Annotated in this window: 20 protein-coding genes; all 20 read right to left on the reverse strand. The window is 46.0% G+C overall.

Translation table 11 applies throughout. The features are described 5' to 3' along the window. Positions 1-78: 78 nt before the first annotated feature. The 20 genes from RYO92_RS01155 to RYO92_RS01250 all read right to left on the reverse strand — a co-directional run bounded on the left by RYO92_RS01155 (position 79) and on the right by RYO92_RS01250 (position 17,515). Positions 79-567, reverse strand: coding sequence for a chemotaxis protein CheD (locus tag RYO92_RS01155; protein ID WP_007156851.1), 489 nt, complete (start codon positions 565-567; stop codon positions 79-81). 3 nt (positions 568-570) lie between these two features. Continuing rightward, positions 571-1,188: a chemotaxis protein CheC gene (locus tag RYO92_RS01160; protein ID WP_007156852.1), complete on the reverse strand. Its 618-nt coding sequence runs from the start codon at positions 1,186-1,188 to the stop codon at positions 571-573. A gap of 81 nt (positions 1,189-1,269) precedes the next feature. Beyond that, a complete protein-coding gene (locus RYO92_RS01165) occupies positions 1,270-2,061 on the reverse strand; it encodes a flagellar hook-basal body protein (protein ID WP_315369203.1) in 792 nt (263 codons plus the stop codon). Positions 2,062-2,079: 18 nt separating this feature from the next. Further along, the gene (locus RYO92_RS01170) at positions 2,080-2,850 is read right to left on the reverse strand and encodes a flagellar hook-basal body protein (RefSeq protein ID WP_315369204.1); all 771 of its coding nucleotides are present in this window, start codon (positions 2,848-2,850) and stop codon (positions 2,080-2,082) included. 101 nt (positions 2,851-2,951) lie between these two features. Continuing rightward, positions 2,952-3,731 carry a sigma-70 family RNA polymerase sigma factor gene (locus RYO92_RS01175; protein ID WP_007156860.1) on the reverse strand — a complete coding sequence of 260 codons (780 nt, stop codon included), beginning with the start codon at positions 3,729-3,731 and terminating at the stop codon, positions 2,952-2,954. A 104-nt stretch (positions 3,732-3,835) separates the two neighbouring features. Then, complete coding sequence (flhA, locus tag RYO92_RS01180; RefSeq protein ID WP_315369205.1) at positions 3,836-5,989, reverse strand: flagellar biosynthesis protein FlhA; 2,154 nt, start codon at positions 5,987-5,989, stop codon at positions 3,836-3,838. Next, complete coding sequence (flhB, locus tag RYO92_RS01185) at positions 5,982-7,067, reverse strand: flagellar biosynthesis protein FlhB (protein ID WP_308579540.1); 1,086 nt, start codon at positions 7,065-7,067, stop codon at positions 5,982-5,984. Before flhB ends, flhA begins: the two co-directional genes overlap by 8 nt. A gap of 271 nt (positions 7,068-7,338) precedes the next feature. After that, entirely contained in the window at positions 7,339-8,091 is a 753-nt protein-coding gene (locus tag RYO92_RS01190; RefSeq protein ID WP_183682899.1) for a flagellar biosynthetic protein FliR, read from the reverse strand. 1 nt (position 8,092) lies between these two features. Next, complete coding sequence (locus tag RYO92_RS01195; RefSeq protein WP_183682896.1) at positions 8,093-8,359, reverse strand: flagellar biosynthetic protein FliQ; 267 nt, start codon at positions 8,357-8,359, stop codon at positions 8,093-8,095. A 15-nt stretch (positions 8,360-8,374) separates the two neighbouring features. Continuing rightward, the gene (gene fliP, locus RYO92_RS01200; protein ID WP_308579542.1) at positions 8,375-9,031 is read right to left on the reverse strand and encodes a flagellar type III secretion system pore protein FliP; all 657 of its coding nucleotides are present in this window, start codon (positions 9,029-9,031) and stop codon (positions 8,375-8,377) included. Between the two features lie 2 nt (positions 9,032-9,033). Beyond that, positions 9,034-9,468: a flagellar biosynthetic protein FliO gene (locus RYO92_RS01205; protein ID WP_315369206.1), complete on the reverse strand. Its 435-nt coding sequence runs from the start codon at positions 9,466-9,468 to the stop codon at positions 9,034-9,036. Next, entirely contained in the window at positions 9,468-10,889 is a 1,422-nt protein-coding gene (fliN, locus tag RYO92_RS01210) for a flagellar motor switch protein FliN (protein ID WP_315369207.1), read from the reverse strand. Before fliN ends, RYO92_RS01205 begins: the two co-directional genes overlap by 1 nt. A gap of 47 nt (positions 10,890-10,936) precedes the next feature. Then, positions 10,937-11,386, reverse strand: coding sequence for a flagellar basal body rod protein FlgC (flgC, locus tag RYO92_RS01215; RefSeq protein ID WP_183682884.1), 450 nt, complete (start codon positions 11,384-11,386; stop codon positions 10,937-10,939). 26 nt (positions 11,387-11,412) lie between these two features. Beyond that, complete coding sequence (locus RYO92_RS01220) at positions 11,413-11,778, reverse strand: response regulator (protein WP_007156869.1); 366 nt, start codon at positions 11,776-11,778, stop codon at positions 11,413-11,415. Between the two features lie 70 nt (positions 11,779-11,848). Then, on the reverse strand, positions 11,849-13,036 hold the full coding sequence (locus RYO92_RS01225) for a flagellar motor switch protein FliM (RefSeq protein WP_007156870.1): 1,188 nt from the start codon (positions 13,034-13,036) through the stop codon (positions 11,849-11,851). A gap of 88 nt (positions 13,037-13,124) precedes the next feature. Next, a complete protein-coding gene (locus RYO92_RS01230; protein WP_308579546.1) occupies positions 13,125-14,273 on the reverse strand; it encodes an OmpA/MotB family protein in 1,149 nt (382 codons plus the stop codon). Beyond that, the gene (locus RYO92_RS01235; RefSeq protein WP_304069794.1) at positions 14,273-15,097 is read right to left on the reverse strand and encodes a motility protein A; all 825 of its coding nucleotides are present in this window, start codon (positions 15,095-15,097) and stop codon (positions 14,273-14,275) included. The genes RYO92_RS01230 and RYO92_RS01235 overlap by 1 nt, the downstream gene beginning before the upstream one ends. Positions 15,098-15,135: 38 nt before the next feature. Beyond that, positions 15,136-15,381 (reverse strand): flagellar FlbD family protein, encoded by a 246-nt coding sequence (locus RYO92_RS01240; RefSeq protein ID WP_007156873.1) that lies wholly within the window; start codon positions 15,379-15,381, stop codon positions 15,136-15,138. A gap of 118 nt (positions 15,382-15,499) precedes the next feature. After that, the gene (locus RYO92_RS01245; RefSeq protein ID WP_183682869.1) at positions 15,500-16,519 is read right to left on the reverse strand and encodes a flagellar hook-basal body complex protein; all 1,020 of its coding nucleotides are present in this window, start codon (positions 16,517-16,519) and stop codon (positions 15,500-15,502) included. 123 nt (positions 16,520-16,642) lie between these two features. Continuing rightward, positions 16,643-17,515 carry a flagellar hook capping FlgD N-terminal domain-containing protein gene (locus tag RYO92_RS01250; RefSeq protein WP_315369208.1) on the reverse strand — a complete coding sequence of 291 codons (873 nt, stop codon included), beginning with the start codon at positions 17,513-17,515 and terminating at the stop codon, positions 16,643-16,645. Positions 17,516-17,521: the final 6 nt, after the last annotated feature.

Raw genomic sequence — 17,521 nt, forward strand, 5'->3', positions numbered from 1 at the left:
TCTATAATCCTCTCCCTTTTCGTTCTTCCCTGAACCCGGGACTAGCCTCTTGCCCGCATTACAGTTTGTTATCTATCCTTAAATCCGAACATCATCCCGTCCGTAGGTCCGTATTAACACTTCCCCCGTTCCGGTGTCCAGACTCATGGTCCTTGCATAATTTGCGCCGGTGTCTTCCGCCACCAGCTGTATTCCCTCTTCCCGAAGAATTTTTTTAACACTTTCAATATTTCGCTGTCCAATGTTTCCGAAGCCCGCATTTCCGCTGATTTCGAACATCTTGGCTCCTCCTGCAATTTTCACCGTGGTACGACTTTTCACCATACCGAAGGCTGCCATTTTCCGGAGGGTTTCCCTAATCCCCGTATCCGCATATTTGAATACGTTGGGATCCGATAAATTGACCTGTTCCGGCAACATGATATGAAGTAATGCCCCCAGCTTGATATAAGAATCATAAAAGGCCAGTCCTATACAGGAGCCTAAAGCGTAGGTAATAATCACTCCCTCTCCTCGGGTTAACTTCATGTCGCCAATCCCTACCTTAAGCTGTTTCTCCAAAAGCATGGTTTACACTCCCAGCTTTTCCAGAATCGTATTCAAGGAGCTTATATCAGGTAACATCAAAAGCCACGAGGGAAGACTTTTGCCATCCATGACAAATTCCGCATTACAATACATCAGCTTATCCGTTTCATAGCCAAACTCCACCATAGGAACGGTAAGGATTCCTCCCAGCATATTCACTGTGCTGCTGGGAACCGACAGATTTAAGTCCACATGCACCAAATCCGAGAAGGCATTGATGTAGGAGCAAATGACGATATTTCCTACCTCCGCCAGTGCGGAAAAGGCCATGGAATCCATCTCGGCAAATTTGTCGTAGTTCTTATCCAACAGTTTTTCCAAAACCGTATTGGCAAAGTTTCGGTCATAGAGGAAAAGCATCAAACCGTTTAAATCTCCGGACATTTGCACCAGAGTGGCTCCTACGATTTCTTCCTCATCGCCGATTCGTTTTACCGCCCCGTTATAGCCCAAAATCTGCACCTGGGGAATGGTAATCCGTACTTCTTTTTGGAGTAATTGGGAAAGGGCCGTTGCTGCATGTCCCGTTCCTATACTTCCAATCTCCTTCATCACATCCAGTTCCTGAAGGTTCATGTCTTCATAACGATTAATCTTCATTCTTTACTCCACTCCTTTGGATTCATTTTCCTTCCATTCCTTGGTTCCTTTGCTTTGAAAGAATGAGTAAGTCTTTAGCTATTATCCTCTAAGCTGGTTGATGGTACCTTCCACTTCATCGGAGGTCTGAACCATCTTTAAGGCATAGGTAAAGGCTCTCTGGCTTTCAATCAGTCTGGTCATCTCCTTTGCCATATCGGTTCCGGAGCTTTCCAGTGTTCCGGACTCCAAAACAGGATTCTGTATTACAGAATCTTTGTTGTTTTGGTCTCCCGGACGAATCGCCAACTCATTATCGCCCTTATTTACTAATCGGCTCGGATAGTTGATTGTATAAACACCAATTTTCTGCTTTACTTCTTCAGTGACATTGTTGGCATTCGCCGTATTTCCACCGGTCTGTCCTGCCGCCTCAATCGCTTTTAAAGCAGTGTCATCCGCCAGCATCTTCTTTCCGTTTTCATCCAAAACATGCTTTCCGGACTCTGTAAAAAGATAGAACTTTCCATCCGGCATTTCTCCTGCGTGGAAGTGTCCGTTTCTGGTATAAGTAAACTCCCCGGAGGAAGGATCCTGCAATTTAAAGAAAGCATTGGCATTTCCGATAGCATAGTCATTAGGCTGTCCTGTAGTATGAAAAGCCGCAGGACTATACTCCGTATTGGTACGAACCACTGTGGTTCCCGCTCCTGCCTGCAAATCGGTCTTTGCTTCCGGAGAATCGTTTAAGTTATAGTTAATCAGCTCGGAAAAAATAGCATTTTTCGGCTTAAAAGCGGTATTGTTGATATTGGCAAGGTTATTGGAAATAACTCCCATCTTCTTTTGGCTGGCATCTGCTCCCAGAGCCCCCACATAGAAGGACATATTCATCTTAGTTTCTCCTTATATTTAAATTCGTCCCACATCCGTGCTGGCTTTGGACATTACCGTGTCATACATTCTCAGCATCTGTGCCGCACTTTGCAATGCTCTTTGGGAACTCATCATGGTAGTCATTTCATCCACCATGTTTACATTGGATTTTTCCAGCATTTTCCAGTTAATACTGCTGTCTGCCGGCTTTTTCAGCCCTGTCTGGTTTGTGGAAAAGAGGTTATTGTCCTCCTTATGTAAAGCGTTATAATCCGCAAAATCTACCACCTTCAGAGTACCGTAAACGGTTCTGGTATTACCCGTACTGTTGGGATCAAAGATGGAACCGTCCGGATCGATAGCAAAGTTGTCATTGGGGAGCACGATATCGTGGCCTTCCTCACTCTGCACCTTTCCAATCCCTGCCAGCTCTAACACACCGTTTTCATCCACGGAGAAGGCTCCTCCTCTGGTATAACGGGTTCCCTGGGGGGTGCTGACCGCAAAAAATCCCTTTCCGGAAATGGCGGTATCGTATATTCCGTCCGTAAGCTCATAGGAACCCTGCTCATAATCCGTATAGGTCTTCGAAGCGGACTTGATTCTGGAAGCCACCGCCAAATCCTCAGGTCCCTTCTTATTATATTTTCCGGTCCGAATCATCATTTCTTCTTTAAAGGTGCTGCTCACCATGGTGTCTTTCTTATATCCGGCGGTCTGGATATTCACCATGTTGTTACTGATATTGTTTAGATTTCTCCTTTGGGTAATCATCCCGGAGGCTAAGTCATAGAATCCTTGATACATTCCTTTTCCTTTCTGAAGACAAGAATCTTTAATCTTCTCTCTTATATCGACAGGCTTTGGGAAAATATTAAGGGGGAAATCAAAAAAGGACTAAGCATCGCTTAGTCCTCTCCATGTTCTCCCATATACTTCCGCAGCTTTCGGATAGCAATGCTATGCAGCTGGGATACACGGGGCTGAGATACTTCCATTACCTCCGCAATCTGGTTCATATTCAATTCTTCCACATAATATAAGGAAATAACCAGCTTTTCCTTTTCCTGTAAGGATTCAATGGCCTCTGTCAGCGCACGGACATTTTCCTTCTGCATAAAGCTGAATTCCGGTTGGGTGCTGTGATCCTCGGAAGGAATCTGCAGGAGGGTTTCATTTCCCTCATCATAGGTCATATCCAGAGAAAGCACATTTACCATGTTGCTCATTCTCTGAATCTTCTGCAGCTTCTTCACGTTCATATTCAGATAGTCTGCCAGCTCCTCATCGGTGGGGGCTCTTCCCAGACGATTGTTCAGCTCTACCGTGGCGGTTTCAATGGAACGGCTGTCCTTATGGAAATTTCGGGGAAGCCAGTCATTTTTCCGCATCATATCAATAACCATTCCCCGGATACGTCGGGAAATAAAGGTCTCGAACTTATTGTCCTTACTCTCATCATAGCGTTCGATAGCCCGCATGATTTCGATTACCCCTTCGTTTACGATATCATCGGTCTGCATGAAATCATGGTACATTTCCCGCATTTGATAAGCAATAGAGCGCACGATGTAAACGTAGCGCATGGTAAGCTCCTGCTTGACCTCTTGGGAGCCGGTCTCCTTATAGAGGGCAAAAAGCTCCTCATTTGATTTTTCTTCCAGTTGGGAATAATTCAACACGTTCAATCTCAACCCCTCTTTCCCTTCGTACTCTACTCTTTTTCTTACTCCTGCATGTAGGTCTTTTAAAGTAGAGTCTCAAGTAAGATTTTAAAAATTTTTTTATTAAATTAAGCGGTTCCCTTTTCCTCCAGGTCATCCTCCAAACGAAGGCTTCCGATGGCCTGAATCTGCACGTTGCTGGCTACCTCATTAAAGGAAAGCACCCGCACATTGGGATAGAACTGCTCTATCAAATGATAGAAATGAATGCGCATCACCTGGGAGGTGAGGATCAAAGGAGGACTGGATAAATTATTAAACTTCCTGCTTTCCTCCGCCACCTGCCGAATCAGACTCTGTAAGAGTTCCGGGCTTAAGGCCAGATAAAGGCCGTTTTCTCCTCTGGCCAGAGAGTTTACCATGGTTCTCTCCAGGCCTGCATCCAGGGTAATTACCTTCATGTTACCGTCTTCACAATACATTCTGGTAATGGTTCTCTTTAAAGAAGCACGAACCTTTTCCACAATCTGATCCGTATCCTTCACCGGCAATCCGGTTTCGCTGATACATTCAAACATGGTCTCTACGATGGTTTCCAAGTCCTTGATGGAAACTCCTTCTCGTAAAAGAGTCGTCAGTACCTTTTGCAAAAGGTTGTAGCTGATGACTCCCGGAAAGGCTTCTTCACAAAGCTCCGGTGCGGTTTTCTTTAAGTTTTCCACCAGACGAACCACTTCCTGTCTGGTCATCAACTCATAGGCATGCCGTTTAATGGTCTCCGATAAGTGAGAAAGCATTACGGACAAAGGATCGATTACCGTGTAACCGTAAAGCTCCGCCCTCTCCCGGTTTTCCGGTCGAATCCACTTGGAAGGGATACCGTAGGCCGGCTCAATGGTTTCAATACCGTCGATGGCATCCTCCACGTCGTCCGGCTCCAGAGCCAGCACATAATCTGTCAGGATTTCACCCTTTGCGATTTCCTCACCCTTAATCTTAATGCTGTATTCATTGGTTCCCAGGCTGGAGGAATCTCTTAGACGGATGGAGGGTACTACAAAGCCGATATCCTGGGCATACTGTCTTCGGAAAATGACGATTCTTTGAATCAATCTTCCTCCTACGGACTCATCCGCCAAGGGAATCAAGCTGTAGCCAAAATCCATTTCAATGGGCTCCACCTGTAGAAGGTTGTAGACATTATTAACATCCTTGAAGTAATCCTCCTCGGATTCCGCAGGAGCCGAAGTTGCTTCTCCCTGAGCTTCCTGGGGTTGGGGAGGTGCTTCCATACTGGGTAACAAACCTTCCCCTTCCGTCCTTGCCCGCTCCGGCTCTTCCTTGATTCTCTTTTCCAGGAAGTAGCCTGCCGCAATAAAGCCTCCGGCAACGGGAAGAATCTGTAAAATCGGCATTCCCGGAATCAGCATCAGTACGCCCATGGCAATTCCCGTAATCATCATGGAACGGGGCTGCTGGGTGAACTGCTTGGAAACGTCCTCGTTTAAGGAGCCTTCGGATACTGCACGGGTTACAATCATACCGGTGGAAACGGAAATCAAAAGAGAAGGAATCTGTCCTACCAGACCGTCTCCCACGGTGGCAATAGAATAGGTAGAAAGCACGGTAGCCACCGGCTGTCCGGACTGGACAATACCGATAATACTTCCTCCCACCAGGTTGATAGCGGTGGTGATGAGAGACATGACACCGTCTCCCTTTACAATCTTGGTAGCACCGTCCATGGAACCGTAGAAGTCGGATTCTCTCTGAATCTTCTCTCTTCGCTCTCTGGCCTGCTGCTCCGTAATCATACCGGAGGAAAGATCCGCATCAATGGCCATCTGCTTACCGGGCATCGCATCCAACTTGAATCGGGCTGCTACTTCGGATACACGCTCCGCACCCTTGGTAATAACGATAAACTGCATCAATACGATAATCAGGTAAATAATCAAACCTACTACCACGTTTCCTCGTACCACGAAGTCTCCGAAGGCCTTGATAATCGCTCCGGAAGAACCGCCGTTGGTTAAGATATTTCTGGTTGTGGAAACGTTGATTCCCAAACGGAAAAGGGTGGTAATTAAAAGTAAGGACGGGAAAATAGACAATTCCAGCGGTTCCCGAATCGTCATGGTAATCACTAGAATCATCATGGAAATGGCCATATTCACCACAATCGCCACGTCAACCATGATGGCGGGGAGGGGAATAATGAGGAGCAATATGAGAACCAGTACGAAAAGTACCACTCCATTTTGCAAAATGTTTTTAACCATCCCTGTTATCTTCCTTCGCTCTTTCTAAAATATCCTGTCTGTTTTCTTTCTGGTAGATATACACTAAGATTTCCGCTACAGCCCCGTAAAAATCTCCGGGGATTTCTTTGCCCACATGACAAAGGGGGTACATTGCCCGGGCCAGAGGCTTGTTCTCAATGGCAGTTACGCCATTGGCTTCACCTACAGCCACAATTCTCAGGGCCAATTCATCCTGTCCCTTTGCCAAAACCACCGGGGCGGTATTTTTGTCCGGATCATACTTAATGGCAATAGCCAAGTGCTCCGGGTTTCGAATAATCACATCCGCGTCCGGAACCTGCTGCATCATTCGCTGATTGGCTCTGGCACGCATTTGTTGCTTCATTCTTCCCTTGATTTCCGGATTTCCTTCCAGCATCTTATACTCGTCTTTTACTTCCTGCTTGGTCATCTTTAAGTTATTTTCGTATTCCCACTTCTGATACATAAAGTCAAAAAGGGCAATAATCAAAAAGACTCCGCAAACCCTGGTAATCAGGTCGAACATCATGGACACCAGAGCCAGGCTGGAATTTTGAATGTCCATGTGCACCATCTTGGCAATGGGAATGATATCCGCCTTAATGATGGAATAGAGGAAATTAATGAGAATAATAATCTTCAAAATATTCTTCAATAATTCCACTACATTTTTCTTGGAAAAAATCCTTCCTAAGCCCTGCATGGGGTTTAGCTTGGAAAACTTAGGCGTTAATAATTTAAAACTGATGTTGAATCTGGTCTGTACCAAACTGGCTATTACACCAAGGAACATCGTCACCAGCAGCAAAGGCATGGCGGACTTCACAAAAAGCCAGGTGAAGCGCAGGTACAGCTTATTGGAAATAGGGCTGGGCTCATCCAAAAGCTCTAAAATATAGGAAAGAAAATTCCTCAAATCCTTATAGATGAAGGGCATCATAAAGCGAACGGCATAAAACACGCCGAATAAAACCGCTACAGTGACAATGTCTCTACTTTGAAAAACATTACCTTCCTTTCTGGCGTCACTTCGCTTTTTTTCGGAAGGCGCTTCGGTCTTGTCGCCGTCTGCCACTGTTAAACCTCTCTTTCCCCGGTATTCCTATACTTTTACATCTTGATGAGTTTAGCTAATGCTTTTCAATTCGTCTATAGGCAATTTCACTAGTTTTTAAGTTTTTTTTAATTCAGCTTATGCTTTTCCCCTGGAAAATCAAAAGAATAATTAAAAATATTCATTATTTCAATTCTTCTGATTTTAGGCTATTTTTTCCTCATCTTAAACTCGGCGGTTTCTCTTGCTATTTTACGGATTCTTAAATTTTTGAGCTCTTTTTCACTTTTTTCTAAAGCAGTCCCATAACCTTGTTCAGACTCTCAAAGGCAAATGCTATAAAGTCCTTCATCTTATCCGTAATGGGAATCAAAAGGAAGTAAAGCATGGAAAAGCCCAGAATAATTTTCAGCTGGAAGTTCACCGCGAAAATGTTAATCTGGGGAATTATACGCATAAGAATACCCAAAGCAATCTCGGACATCAGCTCCAAGCCCATAATCGGGAAGGCCAGCTCCAAGCCCATCTTCATAGAAGCCACAAAAAGGGAGAGCATCAGTTTCGGCATTAGCAAAAGTTTTATGGAAATGCCTCCAAAAGGATGGGTATCTATAGTTTGAAATAAAAGTTCTAAAAAGCGTAGATGCCCGTCCATAGAAAAAAACAGAAGCATCATAAAGCCATAGAACAATCCCGTACTCACCGTAGCCTGAGAACCGCTTTGAGGGTCGAAAACCTGAGCCATGTTTAAGCCCATGGAAAAGTCCATAATGGATGTGGCAAAACGCAGGCAGGTAAAGGCCAGCTCCATGGCAAATCCCAGACAGAAGCCTACGAAAAGCTCCTTTAAGAGCATAAAGCCATACTCCAGAATACTTCCCGGCATATGCTGAAGCTCTCCGCCGATATGCACATAGCAAATGGCGGAAAGCATAAAAATCAGAGCCGCCCTGGCACGACGGGGATAATCCGTTCTTCCAAAGACAGGGTTAAAGGCAATGGCTCCTGTCATTCGCATGACAATAAAGGAAAATAAGACCAGCATATTATCCTCCTGCCACCATTTTCATAATCATGGTAAAGAAATCCTGCATGGTCTTTAAGAGGGTACCTCCCAAAACCGTCATCATGATAATAATGGCAATAAGCTTCGGGACAAAGGTCAGGGTCTGCTCATTGATGGAGGTTGCCGCCTGAAAGATGGCAATCACGATACCCAAAATCATGCTCACCAAAAGGAAGGGCATGGCAATCCTTAGGGACAGCATAAAGGTTTGGTTCATAATATCTAAAATTTCCGCACTATCCAGCATTTTCTTCCCCTTTCCCTATCGGAAACTGTTGACCACACTGGAAAAAAGCAGGTTCCATCCATCTACGGTGATAAAAAGCAAAAGCTTAAAGGGCATAGACACCATGGCGGGAGGCAGCATTACCATACCCATAGCCATCAAGGTGGTGGATACCACCACGTCAATTAAGAGGAAGGGCAGGTAAATCAAAAAGCCGGCAGTAAAGCCTCTTTTCAGCTCCGAAGTCATAAAAGCGGGGGTTACCACGGTTAAGGGATAATCCTTCGGATCCTTTTGCAGCTCAACCTTACTCATAGATACAAAACGATCCAGGGTGGCCTTTTCCGTATTCCGGAGCATAAACTCCTTCATATCCTTCCCCATTATATTTAAAGCTTCTTCCTGAGTGACCGTCCCCTTCTTATAAGGTTCATAAGCCTCCGCATTAATTTTGTTCAAGGTGGGGCTCATGATGTAGAGGGTCAAAAAGAAAGCAATCCCCGCCAAAACCATGTTGGGAGGGGTTTGCTGAACACCCATGGCGTTTCTGGTAAAGGATAAAATGATGATGATTCTAGTGAAGGAAGTCATCATAATCACAATGGAAGGCAGTAAAGCCACAAGGGTTAATAAGTAGATCAGTTCCAGGGTAGGAACGGAACCGCCATTTAATCCCGACAATAATTCATTCATCCTTATACCTCACTATCCAAATCGGAAGCGGAAGCTTTCTCCTCTTCCCCATTCCATGCGCCGGCATTCTTTACTTCATTCTTTCCTTGCAGCTTCTTCTGTAACAGCTTTGCCCCTTCTTTTTGAAATACGGAAAGAAAGCTTTCTCCGTTCCCTAAGGGATTCTCTCCCTCATAGTCCTCCTGCAATTCAGTAATCAGTCTCATTCCTTCAGGTCCTGACGCCACAAGGAGACAGCGGTTCTCCTTCTCTAAACGAAGGATAAACAGCTGTCTGTCCTGAGATACCTGTATATGGTCAACCACTTGCATGTATCGACTTTTTTGGAACATTCTTCCGTACTTTCCGATAAAACGATGTAGAGCCCAAGCTCCTAAAAGGAAGAGACAGAAGAGTAAAAAACCGGACACAAGGGAGATGATATCCTGTTGAAACATTATAGGCTCTCCTGATTAATGTCTTTCTTCAAAATCTCGGTGATACGAATACCGAAGTTTTCTTCTACTACTACGATGTCTCCTTTGGCAATACACTCTCCGTTTACGTAGAGGTCTGCCTGCTCTCCTGCCATCTTGTCCAATACCACCAGAGAACCCTGGGTAAAGTCTAAGATATCCTTTACCAGCTTTCTGGTCCTTCCGATTTCTACGGAAATCTCTAAAGGTACCTTCATCAGCATTTCTCTGTTGTCGGGATTTTCTCCCCCACTTCCACCTTCATTCTCAAATTCCTTGGAATTCAAAGGCTTAATTAAGGATGGCTCGGAAGGTCTTGTGTCTTTATTCTTTGCTGTCTGAATATCCCGAATCAATTCCAGCATCTGCGTCTGAGACTGTTGCATCTGGTTTAAGAGCTGCAAGGTAAGAGGATCCTGATAAGCCACGCCCTGAGGCATAGCCATCATCTGGGGAGCCATCTGAGCCGGTGCAGGCTGTGGAGCCGCTACAGGCTGTGGTGCAGGGGCGGCTGCTGCCGGTTCTGTCGGTGCAGGAGCTGCCGCTACCGGTTCCGGAGCAGCTGCCGGCTCTGCTGCAGGAGCAGGTGCCGCTTCAGAGGAACCCTCTCCGTTTTGCTCTGCCAGTAAGCTGGCCAGTAAAGCATCCGCCGTTGCCTGGTCGATAGGACCGGACTTTGCAGGCATCGGAGCTTCCTCTGCCGCAGGCGCTTCTGCAGCATGTGCTTCCGCAGCAGGCTCTTCTACTTGAGGCGATACAGCTTCCGCACTACTGGCAGTCACCTCATCGTCTTCCTCGTCTCCCATACCAAACTGTGCGGTAAAGGGCTTTAAAAGCTTCTTTACCAGGTCCACAGACATGATATTTAAGAATTCACTCTTTAAGTTATCTTCGATTTCCAGGGTGAAGCGAATAACTACATTTTCCTCAGCCCCTTCGAAATACTTGTCTTTAAATGCAGCGCCGTCTGTGATTTCGTAAGAAATGGGAGTAGAAATATCTACAGTTGTTCCCAAGAACTCAGAGAGAGCGGTAGCCGAAGCTCCCATCATCTGGTTCATCGCCTCGCGAATCGCACTGGCGTTGATTTCGTCCATGACGAATTCATCTTCCGGAATCTCCGCACCCATCATCATGGAAACGATGATGCGAACGTCGTTCCGGGAAAACATCATGATGTTTTTGCCATCAATTCCTTGAACGTATGCAATCTCAACTCCTATTGCCGGCTCCAGTTCCCGAAACTCAAAGTTTTCTTTGTTTTTCACCTGCACAACGGGAGTAGTAATATTAACTTTAGTACCAAGAAGAGTGGATATTGCCGTTGCTGACGCCCCAAGGCTGATATTCATAATCTCGCCTATGGCATCGATTTCCATTTCATTGAAGCTGGTCGCACCCATCTATCTTACTCCTTTAACTATCAGTTTCCTGTTCCTATCGCCCCTTCTTACTTACCGATGTCCAACGCTCTTTGCGCCATGGTTTTCATGGCGTTTAAGGCGGTAACATTGGCTTCATAAGAACGAGTGGCAGACATGGAGTCCACCGTCTCCTTCAAAATATCTACATTGGGGTAGTTTACATAGCCCTGCGCATCCGCATCAGGATGATTGGGGTTATAAACCCTCTTCATCTCCCGATCGTCGGTAATGACACCCTGAACACGAACTCCCGCATGCTGTCCCCGGAAGCCCTTGCCATTTTGCGCATTTCGAAGGGCCTGCTGGAAGGAGCGTTCTCCGAAGCTTTCCAGTACTACATCTTTTCTCTTGTATGCACCGCCTGCTTCGGTTCTGGTGGTATCCACATTGGCAATATTTTCTGCCGCAATGTCCATTCTGACTCTCTGAGCGCTCATCCCTGATGCACTAATATCGAATGAATTTAAAAATGACATGTTCTTCCTCTACTCTCTTTACTTGCCTAACCTAAAATGTTCTTTACGGTGGAAGTAATTCTCTCTGCATTAAAGGGCTTTACAACGAAATCCTTTGCTCCGGACTTAATTGCATCCACTACCATGCTCTCCTGTCCCATCGCGGTGCACATTACAACCTTCGCATCAGGATGTGCTTCTCTGATCTTCTTCAGAGCCTGCAATCCATCCATGTTGGGCATGGTAATGTCCATGATCACAAGATCAGGATTCTCTTCTTCAAACTTCTTTACTGCTTCCATGCCATCCTGTGCTTCCACGAAGGTGCAATCAGCAAAGCCGCCCTTTGTAAGGGAGTTCTTCACCATCATTCGCATGAACGCTGCATCATCTACTAACAAAATCTTTGCCATCTTCGTTTCTCCTATCCTTATTCTAAGCTTTTTTTATATCTCTATGACAGTTTCCTGCCTTAAGACCAGTTTATTCCTCATCATCCAGAGAAGGCTCCGGATCCAGTAAATCCTGAATGTCTTGTGCCATCACATTCATCGGTGAAATTTCTTCTTCCGGAATCTCTTCCGTTTCCGCTTCCTTTGCTACCGCATCGGAAAGCGCTTCCATCGCCTTATCATCCTTTTGAATAATTCGGTCTTCAATCCGAATGGCAATGTTTTTCTTATATACTCCCATCTTTCCGGTAAACCAGGGCTGTCTTCCTACATAGAGCTTTACAGCGGAATTCTTCGCCTTGTTTAAGTCGATGACATCCCCCACCTTTAAATGATAGAGATCTTCAATGTCCAACTTGACAACGCCAAGCTGTCCTGTCATCGGGAAACTGGAAGCCTTCAAATGTTCCATAATGGTATCTTGGTTGTTCTCGTAAGCAAAGCCTCTGGCCAGATGTTTCCGGTTATCAATAATCTTAAACATATGTTCCAGAAGGGTTCCTGGAAGACAAATACGGATTCTTTCCATGGCTAAACCGGAAATATCCACATTCATCACTGCCAGCACTACGGTTTCATCCAATCCGACTTCCTGTACCATGGAGGGGTTGGTTTCTATCTTTGCAATCTTAAACTCTGCAGAAATATAGTTACTGAAACCATCTCCCAGAGCATGGACGATGTATTCCATGATTCTCTTATAGAGAGCCATCTCCACATCGGTGTAGCGGTAATCCTCTTCCGTCTTTATGACAGAATCGCTTCCTCCCAACATGTGGCTTACCAATGTCAACGTAAGTCCCGGTGAGATGTAACTCATCATAGGTACATTGCTCTTTCCCTTGTCCTGCACATAGGTGTCTACTATCGTCATACAGTCATTTTCATGGAAGGCATTGACATATTCGTAGTATCTTGTCTCTCTTAACTCTAAAACCGTAATATCCGTCATGGTACGGAAAATACCATTCACCTGAGAGGTTAAAATTCTTGCATAGTTATCGAAGATACTCCTCAATAATCGAATTTTATCTTTGGTGAACTTTCTCGGACTGTAGAAGTCGTATTTGCTATACGTTTCTTCTTCCTTCTGCACTTCTTCTTTCTTTGTCTCCAAAACCTCTGCAGGTTTTTCTTCCACCTTTTCTTCTTTGGGTGGTCCGTCCTGCATGGATTTCAGAAGCGCATCAATTTGGCTTTGGGATAAGACGTCTGCCATTCAATAACCTCTTCTTCTTCCTACTGTAAGAAAATCGCGCTTTTCTTACATAACCCCTTTCTCATACTCCCTTAGCCCTGCTAAAGGATTAAGACTTAGCTTTTCCTCCAAGTCCTTTCAAGAAGTCTCCCAGTATTTTTTTGATGTTTCCTGCAATACTGTTCTCTTCTTTCTCCCCGGGAATTTCTCGGGAAACACCGGCAACCTGCGGTGTCTTTTCTTTGGCCATGGCCTGTTGGCCGCCTGCCTCAGCGCCTGTGCTTGTAGCAGCACCTGCCGTATTAGTCCCCTCAGCAGCGCCTGCGGTGTCCGCCCCGGCTGCGGGGCTTCCTTCTCCGGCGGGCGCAGCTCCCTCTGCGGGTGCAGCGCCTTCCTGGGGAGTGGCATTGCCTCCTGCTTCTTCTGCCTTAATATTCTCCGGCACACCATCGGTAACGATGGTTTTGTCTGCATTGGCTCCGCTGTAGTACTCCTCGAAGTACTCATTAATATTACGGATTTCTGCGCCTTCGTCAATAAGCAAAATTTCCACTCTTCGATTCTTGGCTCTTCCCTCCGATGTAGCGTTGTCCGCTATAGGATGGAACTGTCCGTAACCGATGCTGACCAGCTTATCCGGGGAGATGATTCCTCTTCCCTGAATGAAGAGACAAACCTCCGCTGCACGCATAACCGACAAGATTCTATCGTTTCTCGGGTTATTGGCTCTTTCCGGATCTGCCTGGGCGGTATGACCCATAACATTAACCTGAGACAGCTTGTTTGCATCTGGTGCTATAGTATCACAAAATATGGATAAAGTCTCCTGTCCTTGTGGAGTAATTACCGAGCTGTCTCCGGCGAAAAATGCCTTATCTTTAAATACCACAAAGGTGTAATCTTGTCCACGGGAAACTTCAACGCCGTCAATACCTGCCCCATTCAAAGCCTGGGCAATCTGTAGATACAATTCATTAATATTGTTTGGATCTACCGTATTTTCCGGGGCTCCGCTGTCTCCTATTTCTCCGGCAGGCTCATCCTTATTGGTGGCCTGACCGTTAATAATAATCTGCTCCGCCGACTTATCTCCCGGGCGTCCGTTCGGGAAAATGGAACGTACAAACACATCCCACTTTGCCGAGTCGATACTGGACATGGAGTAAAGAAGCACGAAGAAGGTCATTAAGAGAGTAACCAGGTCCCCGTAGGTGTCCATCCAGGATCCACCTTCGTCTCCTCCACCTCGTTTCTTCATTACTTGTCTCCTCCTCCGGCATCTCCGCCTGCCGCTCCGGCCTTAGCCAAAAGCTTCTTCTGCTGCTTCTGGGCAAGGGAAGCCAAAAGTCTTTCCCGGATAACCTTGGGGTTATCTCCGGACTGAATGGCGATAACACCTTCGATAATAATGGAGCAGTATAAAACCTCTTCATTGTCCTTGATGGTTAGCTTCTGGGCAATGGGGTGGAAAAGCACGTTACTCATGGCAGAACCGTAGAAGGTGGTGATTAAGGCAACACCCATGTCCTGTCCCAGGGTACTGGCTCCGCCGCCGGAACCGGAAAGGTCCATACCCTTTAACATGTTTACCAGACCTACCAGGGTTCCGATCATACCGAAGGCCGGCGCCAGCGCGGATCCCTTTACATAAAGACCTTTCGCCTCTTCATGTCTGGTCATCATATCTTCTACCTGATGTTCCAGAGAGGCACGTACCTTATCCGGATCATTGGCATCTACAATCATGACTACGGCTTGTTTAAAGAAGGGCTCCTTGATTTCTTCCGCCTTTTCTTCCAAAGCCAGCAAACCGCTCTGTCTGGCAATCAAAGCCAAATCCACCAGGGCATCCACGGTTTGCGGTACATTATATTTTTTTCCTCCTCGAAAGCAGATTCCGATATGCTTCGGAATTTCCTTAATGATTCGGAATGGGTAGCAGGCGATTAACGCCGCTATTGTTCCTCCAACTACGATCAGGGCACTGGGTGCGTCCCAGAAGTTCCCCAACTTCGGCATGGTAATACCACTAATGATTAAGGCAATAGCGATAATCCAGCCTAACAGCATTGAAATGTCCATACTTATTGACTAGCCTCCTTGCTTCCTATGCGCTCTTCCTAAGCTTCTCTTTCTTTCCCCTTAATTTCATGTACGTCTTCTCCCTCATGAAATTTATCCTCAAAAGTAAGACACTTTCTTAGGAAACCCTGAACCTGTTCAATAATCGACTCCACGCTATCTCTTACCAGATAGAAATCTCCGTTTGCCAGCTTTACCTTGGTTTCCGGAATGCGGCGAATGTAAAGGATTTGAAAATAATTCAAAAACACTTCTTCTCCGTTTAATTTTGTTAGGCGTATCATGATTTCCTCCTTTCGTCTACTTACACAGCAGAAGCCTTCCTTTGTTGGAAACGGATTTTTCTTCTTTTCAGAAGCAATCTATTCTGTTTTCCAACTCAGGAAAGCCTTAGCTTATGTTTTATCTCTTCATATTTACCAGTTCCTGAAGAACTTCATCAGATACGGTAATGATCTTGGAGTTGGCCTGGAAACCTCTCTGAGTGGTAATCATGTCAGAGAATTCCTTTGCCAAGTCAACGTTGGATGCTTCCAAATATCCTGCCATCAGGGTTGGGGTAGATCCCTCACCGGGCATGGTTGCGGAAATGTATCCTGTGTTATCTCCTACTCCTGCATTAAAGGTGTTGTTTCCTGCCTTGGTCAAACCTTCCTGGTTCTGGAAGGAAGCAACTGCCACCTTTCCTAAAACGATGGATGTGGATGTAACCTGTGCAGGTGCTCCACCGGTTCCGGGAGTCTTGTTATCGATAATTCCCTTAACAATTCCGTCTGCACCGATTTCTACGGACTTCAGCTGTGCGGCAAATCCTGTGAACACAGGGCTACCGGTTAAGGCTACCGCTCCGGTATTGTCCGCTGCCGGTGCACGAAGGGCAACCAGCTTCTTTCCGCCGTCTCCGTACTTGGTAGGCTCTGTCAAAGAGTCAGGCTGGAAACCGTATACGAAGTTGTGGTTTGCATCTACGATATATCCGTTTGCATCTACAGAGAACTGACCAACACGGGTATAGGCGAAGTTGTTCTTCTTCATCTCTGCGGTTGTTGTCTTTGTATTTGCAGGATCCAGGGTAACTTCCTTATTGGATGCGCTGGTTACAAAGAATCCGGATCCGTTGATGGAAGCATTGAAGCCTCCTACATAGGATGGTGTACTGGATGTAAAGTCAGTGGCAATTGATCCGGTTAAGGAACCGTATCCGTACTGAGCGGGGTTTGCACCACCGATGGTAGCATTACCGCTGGCTTCCTGCTTTCCTCCTGAAGAAGTACTGGATGTCTGATACATTGTATCCTTAAAGCTATATCCCTGAGACTTAAATCCGAAAGTGTTAACATTGGCGATGTTGTTACCGATAACGTCTAACTTGTTCTGATGTGCTCTCAAACCTGCTACTGCAGAATCCATTGCTCTTAACATATATTCTTGTCCTTTCCTCAACTGGTGAGTTTGAAAAATGAATGGCGCTTTTTGCGCATTTGAAACTTACTCCTTATTATCGGCTAAGTTTCTCAAATCTATAAAAGAAATAAAAATTAAATTTTAATTGCTTGCAGAATGAGCTGCCGCTTCTCTTTCCAGGATAGCCACATGGGGGCCAACTTCGGAGGAGCTTGCACTGCTAGATGCTACTGCAGGGGGAACGGAGGCTCCTGCCGGATTGGCGGTAGCTGTTGTTCCTGTTGTTCCTGTTGTAGCTGCTGTTCCTGTTGTTGCGGGTGCAGAAGTACTGCCTGATGCTGCAGCTGTTGTAGATGCAGCGCCTGTTGTTCCTGTTGCAGCGGATGCGGGGCTCGCTGTTGCCCCATGGCTTCCTGCTGTTGTTACGGAAGCGCCGGCTGTGCCGCTTGTGGAGCTTGTTGCGCCGGGTGCTGTTGTACTTGTACCGACTGCTGTTGTACCTGTACTTGCAACCGGTGCTGTTACAGCCGAACCGGTAGTGGTAGTAGCCGCTGCGGTTCCTGCCTGACGCACCATCAAAAGACTTTCCAAAGGATAGTCTGTAACATCTCCCTCTAAACGGAAACTGGGTTCATCTCCTGTAAGGTTTACGGAAGCAATTACGCCGGATTTTTCCTTAGGCGCATTGGGGTTTGCTTTTTGCTCCGCCTCCGGAACCTTTGCGGAAACCTCTTTACCGATTAAACCTGCCAAATAGCTGGTTTTGGTCAAAGCCATTTCCTGCTTCATATTGGTGGTCATGGTTCCTAAGCTTTGTACCATGGCCATCTGTGTCATCTGCGCCATCATCTCGCTGTTGTCCATAGGACTGGTCATGTCCTGGTTTGCAAGCTGGGCGGATAAGAGCTTAAAGTAGCTCTCGATGGATAATGTATTTTTATCATTTGACTTCGCGCTGTAAGTCGCCTTTTCATAGGGACTGGTTGCGGAAGAAACACCTTGAATTTCTGCCATATCTTC

This window comes from Oribacterium sinus, from assembly GCF_963553175.1.
GTDB classification, from domain to species: Bacteria; Bacillota; Clostridia; order Lachnospirales; family Lachnospiraceae; genus Oribacterium; species Oribacterium sinus_B.